At 70.1% G+C, this 18,976-nt stretch carries 17 protein-coding genes; 4 read left to right on the top strand and 13 right to left on the bottom strand.

Annotated features, from left to right (window positions below):
• From HY703_09485 to HY703_09455, 7 genes are all read right to left on the bottom strand, one after another.
• Positions 1-644, bottom strand: a 644-nt coding sequence (locus HY703_09485) for a glycosyltransferase (protein MBI4545416.1), incomplete at its 3' end; no start/stop codon positions are given.
• Between the two features lie 137 nt (positions 645-781).
• On the bottom strand, positions 782-2,950 hold the full coding sequence (locus tag HY703_09480; protein ID MBI4545415.1) for an insulinase family protein: 2,169 nt from the start codon (positions 2,948-2,950) through the stop codon (positions 782-784).
• Between the two features lie 7 nt (positions 2,951-2,957).
• Entirely contained in the window at positions 2,958-4,334 is a 1,377-nt protein-coding gene (locus HY703_09475) for an insulinase family protein (protein ID MBI4545414.1), read from the bottom strand.
• 179 nt (positions 4,335-4,513) lie between these two features.
• On the bottom strand, positions 4,514-7,423 hold the full coding sequence (gene uvrA, locus HY703_09470) for an excinuclease ABC subunit UvrA (GenBank protein ID MBI4545413.1): 2,910 nt from the start codon (positions 7,421-7,423) through the stop codon (positions 4,514-4,516).
• 493 nt (positions 7,424-7,916) lie between these two features.
• Positions 7,917-9,140, bottom strand: a complete 1,224-nt coding sequence (locus tag HY703_09465; GenBank protein MBI4545412.1) for an aminotransferase class V-fold PLP-dependent enzyme — start codon at positions 9,138-9,140, stop codon at positions 7,917-7,919.
• A 9-nt stretch (positions 9,141-9,149) separates the two neighbouring features.
• Positions 9,150-10,214 carry a mechanosensitive ion channel family protein gene (locus tag HY703_09460; GenBank protein ID MBI4545411.1) on the bottom strand — a complete coding sequence of 355 codons (1,065 nt, stop codon included), beginning with the start codon at positions 10,212-10,214 and terminating at the stop codon, positions 9,150-9,152.
• 191 nt (positions 10,215-10,405) lie between these two features.
• On the bottom strand, positions 10,406-12,076 hold the full coding sequence (locus tag HY703_09455) for an aminotransferase class V-fold PLP-dependent enzyme (GenBank protein MBI4545410.1): 1,671 nt from the start codon (positions 12,074-12,076) through the stop codon (positions 10,406-10,408).
• Positions 12,077-12,149: 73 nt separating this feature from the next.
• Between HY703_09455 and HY703_09450 the strand changes: the two genes are divergently transcribed.
• Positions 12,150-12,542 carry a hypothetical protein gene (locus HY703_09450; GenBank protein MBI4545409.1) on the top strand — a complete coding sequence of 131 codons (393 nt, stop codon included), beginning with the start codon at positions 12,150-12,152 and terminating at the stop codon, positions 12,540-12,542.
• Here HY703_09450 and HY703_09445 read toward each other — a convergent pair.
• On the bottom strand, positions 12,539-12,799 hold the full coding sequence (locus tag HY703_09445) for a GlsB/YeaQ/YmgE family stress response membrane protein (protein ID MBI4545408.1): 261 nt from the start codon (positions 12,797-12,799) through the stop codon (positions 12,539-12,541). The genes HY703_09450 and HY703_09445 overlap by 4 nt on opposite strands.
• A gap of 8 nt (positions 12,800-12,807) precedes the next feature.
• Complete coding sequence (locus HY703_09440; GenBank protein MBI4545407.1) at positions 12,808-13,113, bottom strand: hypothetical protein; 306 nt, start codon at positions 13,111-13,113, stop codon at positions 12,808-12,810.
• Between the two features lie 196 nt (positions 13,114-13,309).
• Between HY703_09440 and HY703_09435 the strand changes: the two genes are divergently transcribed.
• The 3 genes from HY703_09435 (at position 13,310) to HY703_09425 (ending at position 16,290) form a co-directional block, all read left to right on the top strand.
• On the top strand, positions 13,310-15,448 hold the full coding sequence (locus HY703_09435; protein MBI4545406.1) for an ABC transporter ATP-binding protein: 2,139 nt from the start codon (positions 13,310-13,312) through the stop codon (positions 15,446-15,448).
• Positions 15,449-15,664: 216 nt separating this feature from the next.
• On the top strand, positions 15,665-15,943 hold the full coding sequence (locus tag HY703_09430) for a hypothetical protein (protein MBI4545405.1): 279 nt from the start codon (positions 15,665-15,667) through the stop codon (positions 15,941-15,943).
• The gene (locus tag HY703_09425) at positions 15,943-16,290 is read left to right on the top strand and encodes a hypothetical protein (protein MBI4545404.1); all 348 of its coding nucleotides are present in this window, start codon (positions 15,943-15,945) and stop codon (positions 16,288-16,290) included. The genes HY703_09430 and HY703_09425 overlap by 1 nt, the downstream gene beginning before the upstream one ends.
• A gap of 103 nt (positions 16,291-16,393) precedes the next feature.
• Here the strand turns inward: HY703_09425 and HY703_09420 are convergent, their stop codons facing one another.
• The 4 genes from HY703_09420 to HY703_09405 form a co-directional block, all read right to left on the bottom strand.
• Entirely contained in the window at positions 16,394-17,008 is a 615-nt protein-coding gene (locus HY703_09420) for a hypothetical protein (protein MBI4545403.1), read from the bottom strand.
• 321 nt (positions 17,009-17,329) lie between these two features.
• Positions 17,330-17,725, bottom strand: coding sequence for a RidA family protein (locus HY703_09415; GenBank protein MBI4545402.1), 396 nt, complete (start codon positions 17,723-17,725; stop codon positions 17,330-17,332).
• Positions 17,722-18,645, bottom strand: a complete 924-nt coding sequence (locus tag HY703_09410) for a cyclase family protein (GenBank protein ID MBI4545401.1) — start codon at positions 18,643-18,645, stop codon at positions 17,722-17,724. The genes HY703_09415 and HY703_09410 overlap by 4 nt, the downstream gene beginning before the upstream one ends.
• Positions 18,646-18,815: 170 nt before the next feature.
• The gene (locus HY703_09405; protein MBI4545400.1) at positions 18,816-18,965 is read right to left on the bottom strand and encodes a hypothetical protein; all 150 of its coding nucleotides are present in this window, start codon (positions 18,963-18,965) and stop codon (positions 18,816-18,818) included.
• Between the last annotated feature and the right edge of the window lie 11 nt (positions 18,966-18,976).

Here is an 18,976-nt window from a genome sequence, read left to right as displayed (position 1 = left end):
GCGCGGTCCGGGCGCTCGCGCCAGTGGTGCAGCACCTGAGGCACGTTGGCCAGGCGGCAGCCGGCGGCCCAGAGGCGGAGCACCAGGTCGTAGTCCTCGGGCCAGCCCATGTCGCGGTAGCCGCCCGCGGCGAGGAGTGCGGCGCGGCGGATGAGGAGCGTGGGGTGCGCCAGCGGGCACTCGACGAAGATGTCGCGGGCGATGTCGTCGGGCTCCGAGAGCGCATTGAGCCACTGCTCGTAGCGGCGGGCGCCGTCCCGCACCAGCGCATCGGGGAAGTAGCGGATGCCGGTGCCGCAGGCAGCGATGTCCGGCCGCTGCGCCAGCAGCTCGACCTGCCGCTCGAGCCGCATGGGGTCGGCGACGTCGTCTGCATCCATGCGGGCCACCAGCTCGGCGCGCGCAATGGAGAGGGCACTGGCCAGGGCGGGCACGAGCCCGCGCCATTGGGTGCGCAGCACGCGCACGCGGCCATCGCGTTGCGCCCAGTCGAAGAGCAGGTTGAAGGTCCCGTCCATGGAGCCGTCGTCCACGGCCAGCACCTCGAAGTCGCGGAAGATCTGCGCCTCGAGGGAAGCAATGGCCTGCGAGAGGTGTTCCACGGCGTTGTGGCAGGGGAGGAGGACGGAGACGCGAGGCAGCATAGGCGGCCGGGATCAGGTCTTCGCTTGTGCTTTGCTGCGTCGCCGTGTCCCCGTATCGCCGCGTCCCCGTATCGCCGCATCCCCGCGTCGCTGTGTCGCCGCGTCCGGAGGGCGGGGGAAACGGCGGGCGGCCGCCGCTACTTGATCTCCTTCAGCTCGATGGCGACGGGCTGGTCCCAGAACTCCTGCCTCACGAGCACGTGCGGCAGCTCTTTGGTGACAAAGACGCGCATGCGCCCTTCCGCGCCGGTCAGCTCGAGCTCGTAGGTGTCGAACTCGCCCGCGGCAGTCTTGATCTTCTTCTCGCCCGCCACCTTCACCCCCAGCGTGTAGGAGCTGGCCGACTGGGAGCTGAAGGCCGGCAGCTTCAGTTCCTTGTTCTTCTCGAAGTCGGCGACGGCAATGACGAAGTCATCCACGCCCGGGAGCAGCGTGCCGGCTACGACGTCGGCATTCACCTGCTTCTCCTCCCCCTGCGGGGTGGTCACAGTGCCCACGATCTTCCCGCCCTGGTAGCGCAAGTCCGTCTTCATGCGCATGGGCCCGGCCTGCTGCTGCGATCGGGAGTAGAGGGGCGTGAGGTCGCGGGCGCTGACTGCGACTTCCATTCCCATGCTCATCATGGGCGTGCTCATGTTGGTGGCAGCCCTGATCGCGTCGCGGCCGTTGAGCGTCTCGCGGGTGACGACGCGGGTGAAGTCGCCCATGGGGTTGCCCTGGAGCAGGAAGGTGTAGACCAGGGTTTGCGGCTTGATGGGTGCCGGGTCGAAGGCCAGGGCGGCGGCGCGCACTTCGATGTCGGCCAGCTCGAGCGGCTTGCCGTCCACGTCGAACATGTGGATGGTGCCGAGGCCGGCCAGCTTTTCCCGGATCCTGGTGGCATCGCCGACGACCACCACGGCGGCGCGCTCCGGGTCCAGGTGCTCGCGCGTCACGCGCTGCACGTCGGCCGCGCTGACGGCGGCGGCGCGGTCGCGGTAGGTCTCCAGGTACTCGCGCGGCAGACCGAGCAGCACGGTGCTGGCCACCTGCTCGGCCACCTGCTGCGGCGTCTCGATGTCGCGCGGGAACTTCCCGGTCAGGAAGTCCTTGGCCAGCTTGAGGTCCGCCTCCGGCACCGGCTCGTCGCGGATGCGGCGCAGCAGGTTGAACAGCTCGGTCATGGCGCTGTCTGTGACCTCGTTGCGCACCTCGGCCGTGGCCAGAAAGATGCCCGGTCCCGGGCGCCGTATGCCCGAGGCGTAGGCGCCGTAGGTGTAGCCCTTGGTCTCCCGCAGCACCTTGTACAGCCAGCCCGTCGAGCCGCCGCCCAGGATCTGCAGCGCCACGTCGAGCGTGACCCAGTCGGGATGCGTCGCGGGCGCAGCCAGGTGCCCGACGCGGATCACGGCCTGCACGGAGCCGGGCTTGTGGATGAGATAGACTTCGCGCTGCTGCCGCTGGGGCGCGGCCAGCACGACGGGCCTGGGCACGGGCGCGGCGCTCCAGTTGCCGAAGTGCTTCTCGAGGCGGGCAACCATGTCCTCGGGGTTGACGTCGCCGGCCACCACGAACAGTGCATTCTCCGGGCGGTAGTGCAGCCGGTGGAAGCCCTGGAGGTCGTCGCGCTGCACGGAATTGACGGTCTCGGGCGTGGGCAGGCGGCCGTAGGGGTGGCGGCCGTAGACCTCCTGCAGGAACCGCCGCTGGGCCAGTGAGCCGGGCTGGCTGAGCTCGACCTGCAGCGCGGACAGGGTGCGCTTCCGCTCCGTCTCGAGCTCGTCCGCGGGGAAGGTCGGATTCAGGACGACGTCGCTCAGCAGCACCAGCGCGGTATCCAGGAACTCGCTCAGTACGGTGGCGCCGACACTGCTCCAATCGGCGCCGGCGCTGGCGTCCAGCGAGCCGCCCACGAAGTCAATGCTCTCGGCGATCTGCCGGGCGTTGCGCTTCCTCGTTCCCTTGTCCAGCAGGTCGGCAGCAAAGGCGGCGACACCGGCCTTGTCGGTTCGATCCGAAACCGAGCCGCTGCGGATGCGCAGATTGATGGAGACCACAGGCTGCTCGTGGTTCTCCACGAGAATCACGCTGGCGCCGTTGGACAGCGTGCGCTCGTGATAGGCCGGGAACGACACCGGCTTGGGAGGCAGCGGCGCGGGCGGCTGTGCCCTGGTCGGCTGGGCGGGCTGGAGGGCCGGCGTGACCGGCGGCGCGCCCGCGCCGGCGGACTGCGCGGGCGGCGCGGAGGGGGCGCGGGGGGCGCGCCCGGCACAGGCGGCGGCCAGGCCGGTGCAGGCCAGGATCCAGATCGTGCGTGTCAGCTTCATGATCTCCTCACTTCGTCGAGGGGGCGCCCGCATCACTGGCGGCCGCGGCCGCCTTGGCCGGCGTGGCAATGATCGTGGTGCGGTTGGGCGCCGCGAGGTAGCGCTGCGCCACCTGGCGGACATCGCCCACGGTGACCGCCTCGTAGTTCTGCAGGTCGCCATTGATCAGCATCACGTTGCCGTGCATGCTGCGGTAGTGGTGCAGCTCCTCCGCCTTGGCCATGACGTTCTGCCGCCCCATGATCACCCGGGCGCGCAACTGGTTCTTGGCCTTGCGCAGCTCGCGCTCCGTGATGCCCCGGCTCTTCAGCTTCTCGATCTCCTCGTTCACCAGTTGCTCGATGCGCTCGATGGGCACACCCTGGTTGGGCAGGATGCCGAACAGGAAGCGGCCCGGCCCGAAGCGGCTGTCCAGACCGGCAAAGACGTCCAGCGCAGCCTTTTCCTCCTTCACCATGCGCTGGTACAGCCGGCTGGACTGGCCCAGGGCGAACAGACTGGCCAGCAGCTCGAGCGTGTAGGTGTCACGGTGGCCGTGCGGCGGAATGCTGTAGCCCGCCAGGTAGAGGGGCAGGTTGGCCAGCTTGTCCTCGAGGGTGAGGCGCCGCTCGCCCGCAGTGCGCGGCGTGGGCGGCATGGGTGGCAGCGGCTCGGGGTCCAGCCCCCGCGGGATGGCGCCGAAATACTGCTCGGCCAGCTCCCGGACCTGCGGCACGGTGACGTCGCCCGCCACAACCACTGTGGCATTGTTGGGCACGTAGAACTGCCGATAGAAGGCCAGCACGTCCTCCGGCTTGGCCGCATCCAGGTCCTCCATGGTGCCGATCACGGAATGCTTGTAGGGCGGCCAGTCGGCGCTCAAGGTGTCGTGCGTCAGGATGGTGATGCCGTACGGCTGATTGTCCACTCGCAGCCGCCGCTCCTCCTTCACGACCTCGCGCTCCCGGGCAAAGTTCTCGGCCGTGACCCTGAGCCGGGCCATGCGCTCCGCCTCCAGCCAGAGCGCCAGGTTCAACCGGTTCGAGGGCACGGTCTCGAAGTAGTTGGTCCGGTCCGTGTTGGTCGTGCCGTTGTACGTGCCGCCCGCGGCACGGATCAGCTCCTTGAACTCGCCCGCCGCCAGGTTCTCCGTCTCCTGAAAGAGCATGTGCTCGAAGAGGTGAGCAAAGCCGGAGCGGCCCGCGACCTCGTTGGCACTGCCCACGTCATACCAGACGTCGACCGCCACAATGGGCGTGGAATGATCCTCGTGCACAATAAAGCGCAGGCCGTTGGCCAGGCTGAAGGTGTCGAAGGCGAGGGGCGGCGCGGTCGCCTGGGCACTGGCGCGAGGCGCGAGCACGGCCAGCGCGAGGGCCGCCAGTGCGAGCGGGCGGTATCGCATGTCCAGCTCCTGCTAGGGGTTGTGACCGCGTGGGACGCGAGAGAGAACGAGAATAGACGGAGCGCAGCGGAGGGTCAAGGGTGAAGGTAGTCCAACCGCAGGTGTACGAGTACGAGTGGGTGCACCGTGCACGTGCAGGTCCGTCCAAGCGGCCGGCATGCAACTTTGGCTGGCAATCGCTACCACGGTGCGGGCTCGGGCAGCTCGCGCAGGTAGTGGCCGGTGTGGCTGGCGGGCACGGCCGCGACCTCCTCGGGCCGGCCCATGGCGACGACGCGGCCGCCGGCATCACCGGCCTCCGGCCCCAGGTCAATGATCCAGTCGGCGGCACGGATGACCTCGAGGTTGTGCTCGATGAGGACGACGGTGTGCCCCACATCCAGGAGCTGCTTGAGCACGCGGAGCAGGTTGCGCACCTCGGCGCCCGAGAGCCCCGTCGTCGGCTCGTCCATGAGGTAGAGCTTGCGGCCGCGGCGCCGCCCGGCGCCGGCCAGCTCCCTGGCGATCTTCAGCCGCTGCGCCTCGCCCCCGGACAGCGTGGGCGCCGGCTGGCCCAGCCGGAGGTAGCCGAGCCCGACCTGCTGGAGCTGCCAGAGCGCCTGGCCGAGCCGGTCCTCCTTGAGGAAGAAGCGGATGGCCTCGTCCACGGTGAGGTCGAGCACCTGCCGGATGTTCAGCCCCTTACAGGTCACCTCCAGGGTTTCGGGCTTGTAGCGCGCGCCGCCGCAGACCTCGCAGGGCACGTAGACATCGGCCAGGAAGACCATCTCGATCTGGACGACGCCATCGCCCTGGCACGCCTCGCAGCGACCGCCCGTAACGTTGAAGGAGAAGTGGCCGGCCGAGTAGCCGCGCTGCCGGGCGAGCGGCTGGCGGGCGAAGATGGCACGCACATGCTCGAACGCCTTGATGTACGTGACGGGGTTGGAGCGCGGCGTCCGGCCAATGGGCGACTGGTCGACGAGCACGGCGTCGCTCAGGTGGCCTGCCCCGTCCAGCCGATCGTAGGAGCCGACCAGCTCGCCCAGGTGCTGCTTGGCACTGGTTTCGCCGCCACGCAGCTCGCGCTCGAGCGCGCGATAGAGCACGTCATGCACCAGGCTGCTCTTGCCTGAGCCGCTCACCCCCGTGACCACGGTGAGCAGGCCGAGCGGGATCTCGACCGCGATGCCGCGCAGGTTGTGGAGCCGCGCGCCCTCGAGACGCAGAGCAGGGCCGCCCAGGGAGCGCCGCGCCGCGGGCCGGGCGGCGGGCCGCTCGCGGCCGGAGAGGTAGCGGCCGGTTGCCGTGTCGGCCTCGAGCAACTCCTCATAGCTCCCCTGGAAGACGACGCTGCCGCCCCGCTCGCCGCTGCCCGGACCGAGCTCGACCACGTGATCCGCCGCGCGGATAGCCGCCGGATCGTGCTCGACCACAATGACGGTATTGCCCGCAGCCCGGAGCTGGTGCAGCAACGCGAGCAACCGGTCGGTGTCCCGGGGGTGCAACCCGATGGTGGGCTCGTCCAGCACGTAGAGCGTGTCGACCAGGCTCGAGCCCAACGAGTTGGCCAGGGCAATGCGCTGCGCCTCACCCCCGGACAACGTGCGGGTCTGGCGCTGAAGCGTGAGGTAGCCCAGGCCGACATCATCCAGGAAGCTGAGCCGCGCCATGATCTCGCGGAGGATGGGCGCGGCAATGGCTTTCTCGTAGGGGTTGAGGGCGGTGGTTTCCGTGCCCGTGCCCGTGCCCGGTGCCCTGGGCGCGGGATCGGGGTCGGGGTCGGGATCGGGATCGGGATCGGAGAGGCGCCGAACCCATTCCCGCAGCTCCTCGATCGTTCGCTCGCCGGCCTCCGCGATGGTGAGGCCGCCGACCCGCACGCACAGCGCTTCCGGCCGCAGCTTCGCGCCGCGGCACGCGGGGCAGGTGCGAGCCGACTGATACTGCCTGAGGAAGACCCGGATGTACTGCTTGTATCGCTTCCGCTCGCGCGAGCGCAGAAAGGGCAGCACGCCCTGGAAGCCGCGGGTGCCGCGGAGCACGGCGCGGCGGAACTCCTCGGGCAGCTCGCGCCACGGCCGGTCAACCGACACGCCGCGCTCGCGCGCAAAGGCCAGGAGGCGCTCGCGGTGGCGGCCGTAGCGGGGCTTCTCCCAGGGGTCCACGGCGCCGTCGCGCAGCGAGCGCTCCAGGTTGGGCACGATCAGCGCCGGGTCGTACTCGAGCACCGCGCCGAAGCCGGTGCACGACGGGCACGAGCCATACGGGTTGTTGAAGGAAAAGAGCCGTGGCGTGGGCTCGAGGAATCGCACCTCCGGGTGGTCCGGGCAGTGGAAGCGCTCGGTGAACCGCAGCCGCAATTCCCCTCCTGCGGCGGGGACGACTACCACCTCCCCCTCGCCCTCGGCGAACGCGACACCCAGCGAATCGGCCAGCCGTTCGGCGGCCTCGGGCTCCACAGTCAGGCGATCCACCACTACGAGCAGCTCGGCGGCGGCCGCCAGGTCGCGACCCAGGCCTTGCGGCTCCTCGGCGCCGGGCTCGGCCAGCTCCAGCAGCTCGCCGTCCGCCAACAGGCGGAGGAAGCCCATGGCGCGCAGGTTCTCGACCACGCGCCGGTGGCTGACCTGCGCGCCGCCCGGCAGTGGGAAGCACACCAGAAGCCGCGTCTCGGGCCGGAGCGCGAGCAGTGTGTCCGCCACGGACTGCACCGTGTCGCGCCGGACCTCCCGGCCGCACTGCGGGCAGTAGCTCCGGCCTGCTCGGGCCCAGAGCAGCCGCAGATAGTCGTACACCTCGGTCGCCGTGCCCACGGTCGAGCGGCTGGTCTTGGTGGGATTCTTCTGCTCGATGGCCACCGCGGGGCTGATGCCGTCCACCAGGTCCACGGCCGGCTTCTCCATTCGCTCGAGAAACTGCTTGGCGTAGGTGGAAAGCGATTCCACGTAGCGACGCTGCCCCTCGGCATACAACGTGTCGAAGGCCAGCGAAGACTTCCCCGAGCCGCTGGGGCCCGTGAACACCACGAGCGCGCGGCGCGGGATCTCGAGGTCGAACCCCTTGAGGTTGTGCTGCCGCGCGTTGCGGATGACGATCCGCTCTTTCACAGCCTTGCTAAGTGGTCGGGTTGCTCCACCTGGCGGACGGGCCGCTGCCGGGCGGCCAACGCCCGCTAATGTACCCTGGGCTGCGCGCTCCGGTCGAGAAGCGCGGTACGAGGATGGCTTCCAGCCGCTCGCTCCATGCAACCCTGTGGCGAGGTTGACGTGTCCAAGGAGGTTGAGGCCTGCGTGGGCCCGACGGCTGAAACCCGGGCGGCGCGCGGCCCGTACGGACGGCAGCAGTAGGGCGGTGTAACGCAGTTGGGTAAGCGACCAAGCGGCCTGTGCCGCGCTGCATTTGGAGGAGACAATGGAGCGGAAGATACAGCGGATAGACAACCTGGTGGGCTTGGCCGGCGCGCTGGCCGGCCTGGCCTTCTACGCCGGCATATTAGCGGCCATGCTGGGGCCGGTGGCGGCCGCGCTCCGCGAGCTGGTGTAGCCGGGCGCGGTCACGCGGAAAGGTACTTCAGGCCGGCGCTACCCGGCTTGCCCCCGCTCAGGATGGCGCAAAAGGGGGCTGGCCCGGTGCGGGCGTTGTCACCAGCTCGGCCAGCGCCTCGACGGCCGAGTCCACCTCGCCCGGCGTGTTGTAGTAATGCGGCGAGATGCGCAGGGCGGAGGCGGCGCGCTTCTCGTCCATGTCGATCACCGCGTAGGCGCGCAGCGTGGCGCTGGTATTGATCCCTCGCTCCCGGAGGAGCGCGACTATCTCGCGCGCGTCCCGGCCCGCAACTTCTGCAGTGACAATGGCGCACAGCTCCGGGCCGCGGTCCAGCAGGCGCAGGCCGTCCAGCGTACGCAGCCGCTGGCGCGCGTAGGCGGCGAGGGCGTGTGCGCGCTGGCGGGCGACGTCGCCGCCCACAGAGAGCGCGTACTCCGCTGCGGCGCCCAGGCCGAGCACCAGCGCGTGGGCGAACTCCCAGTTCTCGAAGCGCCGCGCGTCGGGCAGCAGCTCAAAGGCGTCCGGCTCGAGCCAGCGCGCGCCGCGCATGTCAATGAAGAGGGGGTGGTCGCCGCGGCCCAGGGCGCGGTCGGAGACGTAGAGGAAGCCGATGCCGCGCGGGCCGCGCAGGAACTTGCGCGCCGTGGCGGACAGGAAATCGCAGCGCAGTCGCTCGACCTCGACGGGGATCTGGCCGACGGCCTGGCAGGCGTCTACCAGGTAGGGCACGCCGGCCGCTTCGCACGCGGCGCCCACCGCCTCGACCGGCTGGACCAGCCCGGAGCTGGTGGGGACCCAGGTAACGGCCACCAGGCGCGGCCGGCGCCGCGCGATCAGCTCCCGCACGGACTGCGGGTCAACTCCGCCCTCGGGCGCGTCGGCCGCCCGCACGATCTCGAGGCCGAATCGGCGCGCGAGGCTCAGGTAGCTGAGCTGGTTCGAGACGTAGTCGTTGCGGGTAGTGAGGATGACGTCGCCTGCGGCGAGGCGGAACGCGCTGAGCGCCAGACTGAATGCCGCGGTCGCGTTCTCGACCAGGGCGATGTTGCGCGGCGCGGCGCCCAGCAGGCGCGCCACCCCGGCATACGCGGCCGCAGTCCGGTCCGCCACCGCGTCCTCGGCCTCGTAGCCACCCAGCAGGGACTCGAGCCGCAGGTGGCCCAGCACCGCGTCCAACACCGGCTGCGGCGCGAGCGCCGCACCGGCGTTGTTCAGGTGCACGCGCCCGGCCGTGACGCCCGGCGTCTCGGCCCGCCAGCGGGCCAGTTCATGGTCCATACGCTTCCTTCAGGCAGGCACAGTGGCGGGCGCCTGGCGCAGGTATAGCGTCTGGGTCGGGTAAGCGAAGTCGATGCCCTCGGCCGCAAACTGGCGGAAGATCTCGAGGTTCACGGACTGGTGCACGTCCATGTAGACGTTGTAGTCCGGATCCAGCACGTAGTAGACAACCTCGAAGTCGAGCGAGAAGGCGCCGAAAGCCTTGAAGTGGGACCGGTCGAAGCGGGTCCGATGCTGCGCCTCGATGATATCGCGGATCATGCCCGGGATGGCGGCCAGCCGCTCGTAGGGCGTGTCATAGGTCACGCCCACCGAGAAGACAACGCGCCGCTCGTACATGCGCTTGAAGTTGCGCACGCGGGTCCGGAGCAGGTCCGCGTTGGAGAAAACGATCTGCTCGCCCGACAGGCTCCTCAGGCGCGTAGTCTTCAGTCCGATGTGCTCGACCGTGCCCATCAGGTCGTCCACGATGATGAAGTCGCCGATACGGAAGGGCCTGTCCAGCACGATAGAAAGCGAGGCGAACAGGTCGCCCAGGATGTTCTGCACGGCCAGCGCGACGGCAATGCCGCCCACTCCCAGCCCGGCCACCAGGGCGGTAATGTCCACGCCCAGGTTGTCCAGTCCGAGCAGCAGCAGTACGGCCCAGAGGAGGAGGCGGCCCAGAAAGCCGAGCGCGTTGATGGTCGTGGCGCCAGCCGCATCCTCCTCCAGCCTTCGCCGCGCCTCCCGGCTGACATAGAAGGAGATGACGACGTTGCCCCAGAACGCGCCCTGCAGCACGAGCGCGAGCACGGCCACGGCCCGTACGGCCCGCCACGGGCCGGGCGGCAACTCGAGCAGCGCGGCGCCGGCGTAAGTGCCCAGGGCGAGGAGGAAGAAGAAGCGGGTGCGGCGCAACACGTCGGCCGCCAGGTCGTCCCACTGGTTATCGGTTTGCCGGGCGAGCCGCCCGAGGTAGCGGATCGCCAGGCGGCGCAGGAGCGCGAGCCCGGCCACCAGTCCAGCGGCCACAACCAGCGCCGCCGCCCAGTCGCCCAGCGGATTGCCGTAGAACGTCCAGTCCAGTGCCATGCGTCGCCTCCTGGTGAAAGCGCGGCCGGCGCAAGGGCTTCAGCACGCGAGGTTGCGGGTGGTGTCAAGTCGAAGGTAAAGCTGACGTTCTGATAGGGCAACCGTCGGCAGGCATTCTGACAGGGGCCGCAGGCGGCGGCGGTGTCACGCCGGTCGCGCGAGGCGGCTCGCGAGCAGCCGCATGGGCTTTGTCACGCCGGGCGCGCGAGGTGCACCGGCCGCAGCTCGGCGTCGACCTCCCGGCCCAGTCGCGCCACGATCCCGGGTAGCGCGCGCACGTCCTCGAGCGCCGTGCGGAAGTTCACAATGCAGGCGCGCAGCAGGAAGCGGCTGCCTATTACGGTATTGGAGAGGAACGCTTCGCCTCCGCGCTGCAGCCGGTCCAGGAGCTCCGCGTTCAGGCGATCGAGATACTCTTCCACGCCCGTCTCGCCCGCCGCCGGCCCCGGTCCCGGGCGGTCTCGGCCGGCCGCGTGCGCGGCTGAGGCATGGGCGTGGCCGGGCCCCGCCGCCAACAGCGCCCCCGCCGCTGCGGCGGCGCCGCGCAGGTCGGGCGGCACGTAGCGGAAGGTCGCAATGCTGAGTCCATGGGTCACCGCCTGCAGCTCGGCGTGCGCAGCGGCGGCGGCGTACAGCTCGCGCGCCAGTGCCATATCCTCGCCGATCATGCGCATACACCCCTCGCGCCCCACCTGCCGCAGCCCGAGCCACACCTTGAGGGCGCGGAACCCGCGGGAGTTCTGCGGCCCATACTCATAGTAGTTGATCCGCTCCTCGCCCCCAGCGTCGAAACGGTAGTAGGGCGGCCGGTAGCTGAACGTGTCGCGCAGCGCCGCGGCGTCGCGGACGAGTGCGCAGCCGACGTCCAGCGGCGCGTACAGCCACTTGTGCGGGTCGACGGCCACGGAATCCGCCTCCGCAATGCCGCGCAACTCGGGCGGCGCGCCGGGCACGCCGGCAGCCAGCGCGCCATAGGCGCCGTCCACGTGGAACCAGAGCCCGTGCTGGCGGCAGACGGCGGCCAGCTCGGGCAGCGGGTCGACCGCGCCAGTGCCCACCGAGCCGGCGGTCCCGACCACGAGAAAGGGGGTGAGCCCGGCCTCGACATCGCGCTCGATCGCCTGGCGCAACGCGGCGGTGTCCATGCGCAGCCCGGCATCCACCGGGATCCAGTGCAGGGATTCCGTGCCCAGGCCGAAGAGGTCCGCCGCCTTCTGGATCCAGGTATGGGTCTCGGCAGAGGTATAGGCGACGAGGCGACGGCCCCCGCCACCGGCGATGCCCCGGGCGCGCACGTCCCAATCGGCGCGGGCTCGCCGGGCTGCGAGGAAGCCCACGAAGTTCGCCATGTTGCCGCCGCTCACCAGCAGGCCACCCGCCTCCGGAGAGTAGCCGATCAGCTCGGCAATCCAGCGCACGGTTTGCCGTTCGATCTCGCTGGCCACGGGCGAGAGGATCCAGGCGCCCACGTTAGGGTTCACGCTTGCGGCCAGCATCTCGCCCAGCGCGCCGATGGGCGCGGGCGTGGGATTGATGTAGCCCCAGAAGCGGGGGTGCGCGTTCAGCAGCGAATGCTGGAAGAGCACGTCCGCGGCCTGCTCGAGCAGCGGGGCGGGCTCCATGCCCTCGATCGGCAGCGCGCCCCCGCCCAGGGCGAGTCGTACCTCGGCCGGTCCAGCGCCCGGCGTCACGACGCGCGAGGGCAGCGACTCGAGGAAATCGGCAATGCGGTCCACGAGCCGGTAGCCCAGGGCACGGAACTCCTCGGCCGACAGGTCCAGCGGCGCAGCACGGCGCGCCGCCACGGGTTGGGCAGCGTCCGCGGCAGGAGTCCGGGGCAGCGTCGGGTGGTGGTTGGGCATGGAGACCTCGGCGGCGGCGGGGGGTCCATAATCCGGCCAGTATCGTCAGCCCGTGGCGGCCCGGCAAGTCTCGGTGGCAGGGACCCTGCCCGCGCGAACGGGGAGCATCGGTGACCACCAGACGCGCGGACTCGAGAGCGCGGCGGCGCTGCCCCCGGTGTCGGTGCCGTACGACCTGGCGGCGGGGGCGGCGAACCTCGAAAGGGGCGTGATGGGCCGCGTGTACACCAGCTATTTCCTGCGCAACCTGCGGCGCAAGCTGCGGGCGAAGCTCGAATTGCTGGCAGGGCGCTGCGACGTCGGCCGGGCGCTCGGCGCGCGCACGCTGCGCGAGTTCGATGACGTCGCCACAGCGCCGCTGCACGGCTTCCGCGATGCGGCTGACTACTACTCGCGCTCGCTAGGCTCGGGATGGCAAGACGAGGCGCTGCGGGCTTGCGCGCCGCATGACGCGCGGGGCAGCTAGATCCGGCGGCGCACGACCAGCCGGTATCCCAGGAGCAGCAGGATGGCTCCGAAGATGGCGATGAGGAAGGAGCGCAGGTTGAAGCCGGTGACGGTGCCCCAATTGAAGAGCTGGGTGCCGACGAAGCCGCCGATCAGCGCGCCGGCGATGCCGATGAGCACCGTGACCAGGCAGCCGCCGGGGTCCTTGCCCGGCATGATGAACTTCGCGATGGCCCCGGCAATCAGGCCAAAAAGGATCCAGGAGAGGATACCCATCCGCGGCCTCAGTCCTTGCCCAGGAACTTACGCAGCCGCAGCTCCTCGGACCTGACATCCTGCCGCCAGCGCTTGAGCCCGCGGGTCACGAGGCGGACTTCATCAAAGAGCACGCCGGCAATAACGGCGGAGCCGATCAGCCAGAACCCATCTTCCACCGGCTGGCTGCGCGTCAGCCAGGTCAGGGCGAGCACCTCGCCGAGGAGCAGCTCGACCACGCCGTACCACCAGGGAATGGATGGTACCATGACTCGGCCCGAGACCCGCAAGAGGCCGAGAGTCATGAGGAGCAGCGCTACCAGGATCCAGGCCACGGCTTGCTCCTTCCTGGCGTCGTGGAGGATGGCGCGTGCGTGTGCCGCCGCTGCTGCCGCCAGCCGCCGACCAATATTTCAGCCGGTCGGGCGGGAAGCAACACTGGCGGACACTTGGGGCCTTTCCTAGCTTGCAAGTGGCTGTCCTGCTTGCACTCCTGGCGTTCGCGCCCCAGCCGTCGGATCGGGAGGCCCAGTGGCAGACGCTGCCAGCGCGCTGCACGAGGAAGAAGCACTCGGCAAAGCGTATGACGCCCGCCTCATGCGGCGGCTGCTGCGCTACCTGCGGCCGCACCGCGGGCGGGTGGCAGTGGGTGTTGCGCTGCTGCTGACCGGCGCGCTGATCGAGCTGATCGGCCCCTGGTTGACCAAGGTGGCGCTGGACCGGGCCATCCCTGAGCGCGACTTCGGCCTGCTCGGCTGGCTGGCCGCCGCCTACTTCGGCGCGCTGCTGCTGGCGCTGGCGCTCGAGTACGCCGAGTCGGTGCTGACGACCTGGCTGGGGCAGCGCGTGATGTACGACCTGCGCCGCGAGATCTTCGCCCACCTGCAGCGGCTGAGCCTGCCCTACTATGACCGCAACCCCGTGGGCCGGATCATGACCCGGGTGACCAGCGACGTCGAGGTGCTCAACGAGCTGTTCAGCGCGGGCGTGGTCACGGTGTTTGGCGACGTCTTTACCCTGGTCTTCATCGTCGTCGCCATGCTGCTCATGGACTGGAAGCTGGCACTGGTGACCCTGGCAGTCATGCCGCTGGTGGCGCTGGTGGCGTTTGCGTTCCGCGCCAGGATCCGCGATGCGTACCGGGAGATCCGCGTGCGTCTGGCGCGGATCAATGCCTTCCTGCAGGAGCGGATCACCGGGATGGCGGTGGTGCAGTTGTTCGGCCGGGAAGCGGACACGAGCGCGCGATTCCGCACCATTGACCGGGACTACCTGGGCGCGCACCTGCGCTCGATCACCTACTACGCCCTGTTCTTCCCCATCATCGAGCTGCTCACCGCGGTGGCGCTGGCCTCGATCATCGCCTACGGCGGCGCCCAGATCCTGGGCGGCACGCTCACGGTGGGCGTGGTCGCCGCGTTCCTGCAGTATGCCCGCCGCTTCTTCCGGCCGATCCAGGACCTGTCGGAAAAGTACAATATGCTGCAGGGCGCCATGGCCTCCTCCGAGCGCATCTTCAAGCTGCTGGACACTCCCATCTCCGTGCCGGAGCCCGCCCAGCCGCTGCACCTGCCCACGCCGGGGCGGGGCGAGATCGAGTTCCGGGACGTCTGGTTCGCGTACCGGCGGCGGGGTGAGGGGGAGGGGCTCGTTCCCGTACGGGTGCCCGCTCCCGTTCCCGTTCCCGATAGAGTTCTGGAAGCGATCACGGAGACGGCTGCATTCCCGGAGCCGCCCGCGGTGGCGGAAGGCGAGCCGGTCGAGCCGGTGGCGGCGGAGGTTTCGGGGGACGGTGCGGGCGGGCCGGCGGCTGCCGGGGCGCGCGCGGGCGGGGGTACGGCGGCGGCAAGGGGGGCAGTGGAGGTCCCGGGATCGGGATCGGGATCGGCAAGCGCGGCGGGTGCGGATGTGGATGCGGGTACGGGTTCGGGTGCGGGTACGGGAGCGGGTAGGACGGAACAGGGCGACTGGGACTGGGTCATCCGCGGGCTGAGCTTCACGGCGCGGCCGGGCGAGCGGCTGGCCATTGTGGGGCACACGGGTGCGGGCAAGACCACGGTGGTCAACCTGCTCATGCGCTTCTACCAGCCGCAGCGCGGCGAGATCCTGTTCGATGGCGTGCCCATCCAGCGCGTGCCGCTGGAGGAGCTGCGCAGCCGCATCAGCCTGGTGCTGCAGGATGTTTTCCTGTTCAGTCGCGATGTCGGCTACAATATTCGGCTGGGGCGGGAAGACATTGAGCAGGAGCGGGTCAGCCGTGCCGCGCGGCGCGTGGGCGCGCACCGCTTCATCGAACGGCTGCCCCAGCGCTACGCGGAGCCACTGGCCGAGCGCGGCGCCTCCATCTCCGTGGGCGAGCGGCAGCTCCTCTCCTTCGCGCGGGCGCTGGCCTTCGACCCGCTGGTGCTGGTGCTGGACGAGGCGACCAGCTCGGTGGACTCGGAGCTCGAGGAGCAGATCGAACGGGCGGTCGAGACGCTCATGCGCGGGCGCACCTCACTGGTAATCGCGCACCGCCTGTCCACGGTGCAGAACGCCGACCGGATCCTGGTGCTGCACCACGGCGAGCTGCGTGAGGAGGGGACGCATCAGGGATTGCTCGCGCGCGCCGGGATCTACGCCCGGCTCTACGAGCTGCAGTTCGTGCCCAGTCCCGTGGCGGGGGATTAGAACCGGCCAGGAACGGGGCCGGGAAGATGCCTCCGGAGTGAGCCCTCCTCGGGAGGCGCAGAGCAGTGCCTCCTGGAGTTGCGGGGGGAGATCGAGCAACTCGAACCATAGCCAGGTGCTTCAGCTTCCGCCATGGACTCGACCCCGCTGCGCATTGTGCGGCAGAGGATTGCCCGCTCCGAGCTGGCAGATATCGCGGCCGCGCAGTTCGGCGACATGGTCAAGGCGGTGGTCGACGTGAAACGCGAGGTCATGGCGATCGGGGGGGAGCTCCACTCGGACGAGGAAGCCGCTCTGCTGGATGACGGATCGCGACAGGCGGACCTGTGGGGGATCAACCTCTACCCGGCTGAGAGGGCAGAGACCTGGATCGAGTTCGATTCCCTGATCAACGTGCGGCCCGCGCAGGGGAACCGATCTCGGGACGTCGAGGATGAGGTTGTCCGTGAAGCGATCCGGCAGGTAGTCAGCTTGCTGGTGGGCGGCGGCGGTTGATGGCGGGCCCGAGCGGTCACTACGATGCTGCCCTCCGCTGGGGCAAGCTGACGCTGGTGGAGCAGTTGGCTCACGTGGGTAGCGAGGTCGAGCGCTCGATGCGCGCACGCGATGCCGGCCACGACGCTCGGCTGGAGAACGCGCTCACCCGGGCGCTCGAGCTGTTCGATTTGACCGCCGCGGACGAGCGGTGGCGAGGCCCGCGCCGCCGCGAGATCCTGCGCGCGAGAGAAGAGTTCTGTCGGCTCTTCTACGCGGAGCATGTTCCGCCGCGTTCCGCGCACGGCTTGCGCAACTACTTTCTCGCGTTCGCGGTCGCGGCCGGCCGGAGGAGGCCCATCCCCTAGACTCCTCGGTTTGCCAGATTTGTTGCAAATGAGTCAAGTTTTTCTTCGGGTCGGGTTCGGGCCTTGGCCGTAACATGCCTCGTCGGTCTGAGGCGGAGCCTCGCTAGAACACCACGCCGATGGCCAGCGCCTCGCGGTCGTTGCCCAGGGTCGCGCCGAAGCGGATCATCCAGGTGCGCTGGAAGGCGAGGTCGATGCCCAGGTCGACGGCGAAGTCCAGGTCCAGCTCGTCCTCCTCCGCGGGCGGCGGCAGATCCCGGCCAAAGCTGCCGTCCAGCACCACGCGAGGCGAGAGGTAGGGCGTGAAGCTCGCGCCATTGCCGCGGAACGTCCGCCCAATCGAGAGGCCCAGGGGAATGCTCAGCAGCACCCAGTCGCCGGCGCCCAGCCCGGCGCCCAGCACCCAACCCACGTCCAGCGGGAACTGCGCCGAGCTGCGGTTCAGCGATCCGCCAATGTCGACGCCGCCATAAACGCTGATCTCGTCTCGCGCATCATCGGCAATGCCCAGCCGGAGCTGCAACTGGCGGGAGCTGGCGGCGCGCCATACGCCCAGCAGCGCCAGCTCACCGCCCGCGGGATTGACCAGGAACAGCCCCAGGCCGGGCGCCGGCTGCGGCGGCACCAGCAGCGGCGCGTCCCACACCACCTGCGCCGGCGCCGCGCCGGCCAGGAGCAGCGCCCAGCCGACAGCCAGAATCGCGATTCGCTTCCGCACGGCCACACCCTCCTCTACTCGAGATGGATCACCCTTTTGGCAGGCACGTGCACTCCGACAGGTGGAGCTGCACACCCGCGGCTCGGCTCACCGCGCCTGCCAGCTTGATCGCGCCTGCGCGCTTACCGCGTCTCCCTATTTCGCGTCTGCGTGTTTTTCGCGTCTGCGCGTTCGTTTACGGAAACGCGCGCGCACGCGCGGGCGGGGGGTGTTGCAATTCGCGGTCCAGGCGTGGCCCGGGGTGGCGAAGGGCGGCATTCCCCCGTTTCAGTCGCCAGAAGAAGCTGGGCTTCGAGGCCGGACTGGTCAGAAGGTGGGAGGCTACGGCTGGTCCCAGAGCACGGCGTCGGCCTCGATCTCGACCAGGATCTCGGGGTCGATGAAGCCGGTCACGACCATGGTGGTCGCCGGGCGCGCGTCGCCCAGCACCTCGCCATGGGCACGGCCGACCGCTTCCCAGTGGGCGGGGTCGGCCACGTACATCCGGGTGCGCACGACGTGCTCAGGGCCGGCGCCCGCCTCGCGCAGTGCGGCCAGGATGATCTCGAAGCAGCGGAGCGCCTGGCGGTAGGGGTCGCCCGGGTGCGCGATGCCGCCCTGGTCGCCCACCGGCGCGGTGCCGGAGACGTAGATCTGGCGGCCCACGCGCACGGCGCGGGAGTAGCCGACGGTCCTGGCCCAGGGCGCGGTCGTGGGCACGCGCTGCCGCTCGCTCACGGCCCCTCCTCGCCCGCCGGCCGGCGCGGCACCAGTGCAATGGCGCGGAGCGGGCCGCCGGACCCGCCCTCGATCTTCATGGGCAGCGCGAAGACGAGCGCGCCCGTGGCCGGCAGCCGCTCAAGGTTGGTCAGGTTCTCGAGGCCGGGGACGTTCGCACCCATGGCGATCTGGTGCACGATGAAGTCCTGCGACGGCCCGTAGTCGATGGAGGCGACGTCGGCTCCCAGCGCGGCGACCTGATGCTGCTCGACCAGCAGCCGCGCCGCGGACTCGCCGTAGCTGGGGAAGTGGAGGTTGGACGCGTCGCCGGGCGTGTCGTCGCCCAGGTAGGCCTTGCGGTCAGGCCAGTGGCGGCTCCAGCCGGTGCGCAGCAGGACGATGCTGCCCGCCGGGATCTGGCCGTGCACGCTCTCGAACTCGAGCACGTCCCCGGCGGTCAGGCGGTAGTCGCGGTCGGCGGTGGCGCGCTCGGAGATGTCAATGACCACGGCCGGGCCGACCAGCCGGTCGAGCGGGATCTGCTCCGTGGTCCAGCGCCCCTCGGCGAAGTGGATGGGCGCGTCCAGGTGGGTCCCGCCGTGCTCCGGGGCGGAGATCGCGTTGGCCGCGTAGAAGAAGCCGGCCGGCGTGGGGCCGTAGGCCAGCCGCTGGAGCTGGAAGGTCGAGGGCGACGTCGGCCAGTAGATGGTCCAGGCATTGAAGGAGTGCGTCAGGTCCACCAGCTCGTAGGCGGAAAGGTCCAGCGCGCCGGCAGGTGCGGCGGCGCGCTCCTCGCCCCGGCAGCCGAGCGCGGCGAGCAGCAGCAGGAGTATCGGGAGGCCAGCCGGAGCCCGCGACACGACGGAGCGAACACACCAGTCGCCGGAGGCCCAGAGCCCCAGGGGCTGGAGCGTGAAGGTACAGGCATGGCACTGCATTCGGCACCTCCGCGATTGAGTAGCAAGGGCCTGGTTCGAGGGGCGACCAGCCACCGCGCCCCTGGCCCTCTCTCAGGTTCGTTTTGCCGGCGCTGGCAGCGGAGATTGCGGGTGTACGGCGGCGGCGTCAAGCGTGGTAACGAGTTGCCACGTTGAATCGTAGGCTGCGCTCAAGCCGCACCCGGACCGGGCGTCTCGCCCGCGGCGAGGCAGCGGCGGAACCAGTCCCGGGCCAGGCGCGCGACCTCCTCGAGCGTGCCGGGCTCCTCGAACAGGTGGGTCGCGCCGGGCACGATCTCGAGGCGCGTCTCCACCGTCATCTGCGCCATGG

Source organism: Gemmatimonadota bacterium (assembly GCA_016209965.1).
GTDB lineage: Bacteria > Gemmatimonadota > Gemmatimonadetes > Longimicrobiales > RSA9 > JACQVE01.
Note: the sequence above shows the minus strand (reverse complement) of the source record. Positions and strands in the feature narration are given on the sequence as shown.

Bases quoted from the DNA above. Each gene is read 5' to 3' on its own strand.
- HY703_09465 (MBI4545412.1), bottom strand. From the start codon at position 9,140: ATGGACCATGAACTGGCCCGCTGGCGGGCCGAGACGCCGGGCGTCACG.
- HY703_09425 (MBI4545404.1), top strand. From the start codon at position 15,943: ATGGCGGGCCCGAGCGGTCACTACGATGCTGCCCTCCGCTGGGGCAAG.
- HY703_09430 (MBI4545405.1), top strand. From the start codon at position 15,665: ATGGTCAAGGCGGTGGTCGACGTGAAACGCGAGGTCATGGCGATCGGG.
- HY703_09455 (MBI4545410.1), bottom strand. From the start codon at position 12,076: ATGCCCAACCACCACCCGACGCTGCCCCGGACTCCTGCCGCGGACGCT.
- HY703_09460 (MBI4545411.1), bottom strand. From the start codon at position 10,214: ATGGCACTGGACTGGACGTTCTACGGCAATCCGCTGGGCGACTGGGCG.
- HY703_09475 (MBI4545414.1), bottom strand. From the start codon at position 4,334: ATGCGATACCGCCCGCTCGCACTGGCGGCCCTCGCGCTGGCCGTGCTC.
- HY703_09445 (MBI4545408.1), bottom strand. From the start codon at position 12,799: ATGGGTATCCTCTCCTGGATCCTTTTTGGCCTGATTGCCGGGGCCATC.
- HY703_09410 (MBI4545401.1), bottom strand. From the start codon at position 18,645: ATGCAGTGCCATGCCTGTACCTTCACGCTCCAGCCCCTGGGGCTCTGG.
- HY703_09405 (MBI4545400.1), bottom strand. From the start codon at position 18,965: ATGACGGTGGAGACGCGCCTCGAGATCGTGCCCGGCGCGACCCACCTG.
- HY703_09480 (MBI4545415.1), bottom strand. From the start codon at position 2,950: ATGAAGCTGACACGCACGATCTGGATCCTGGCCTGCACCGGCCTGGCC.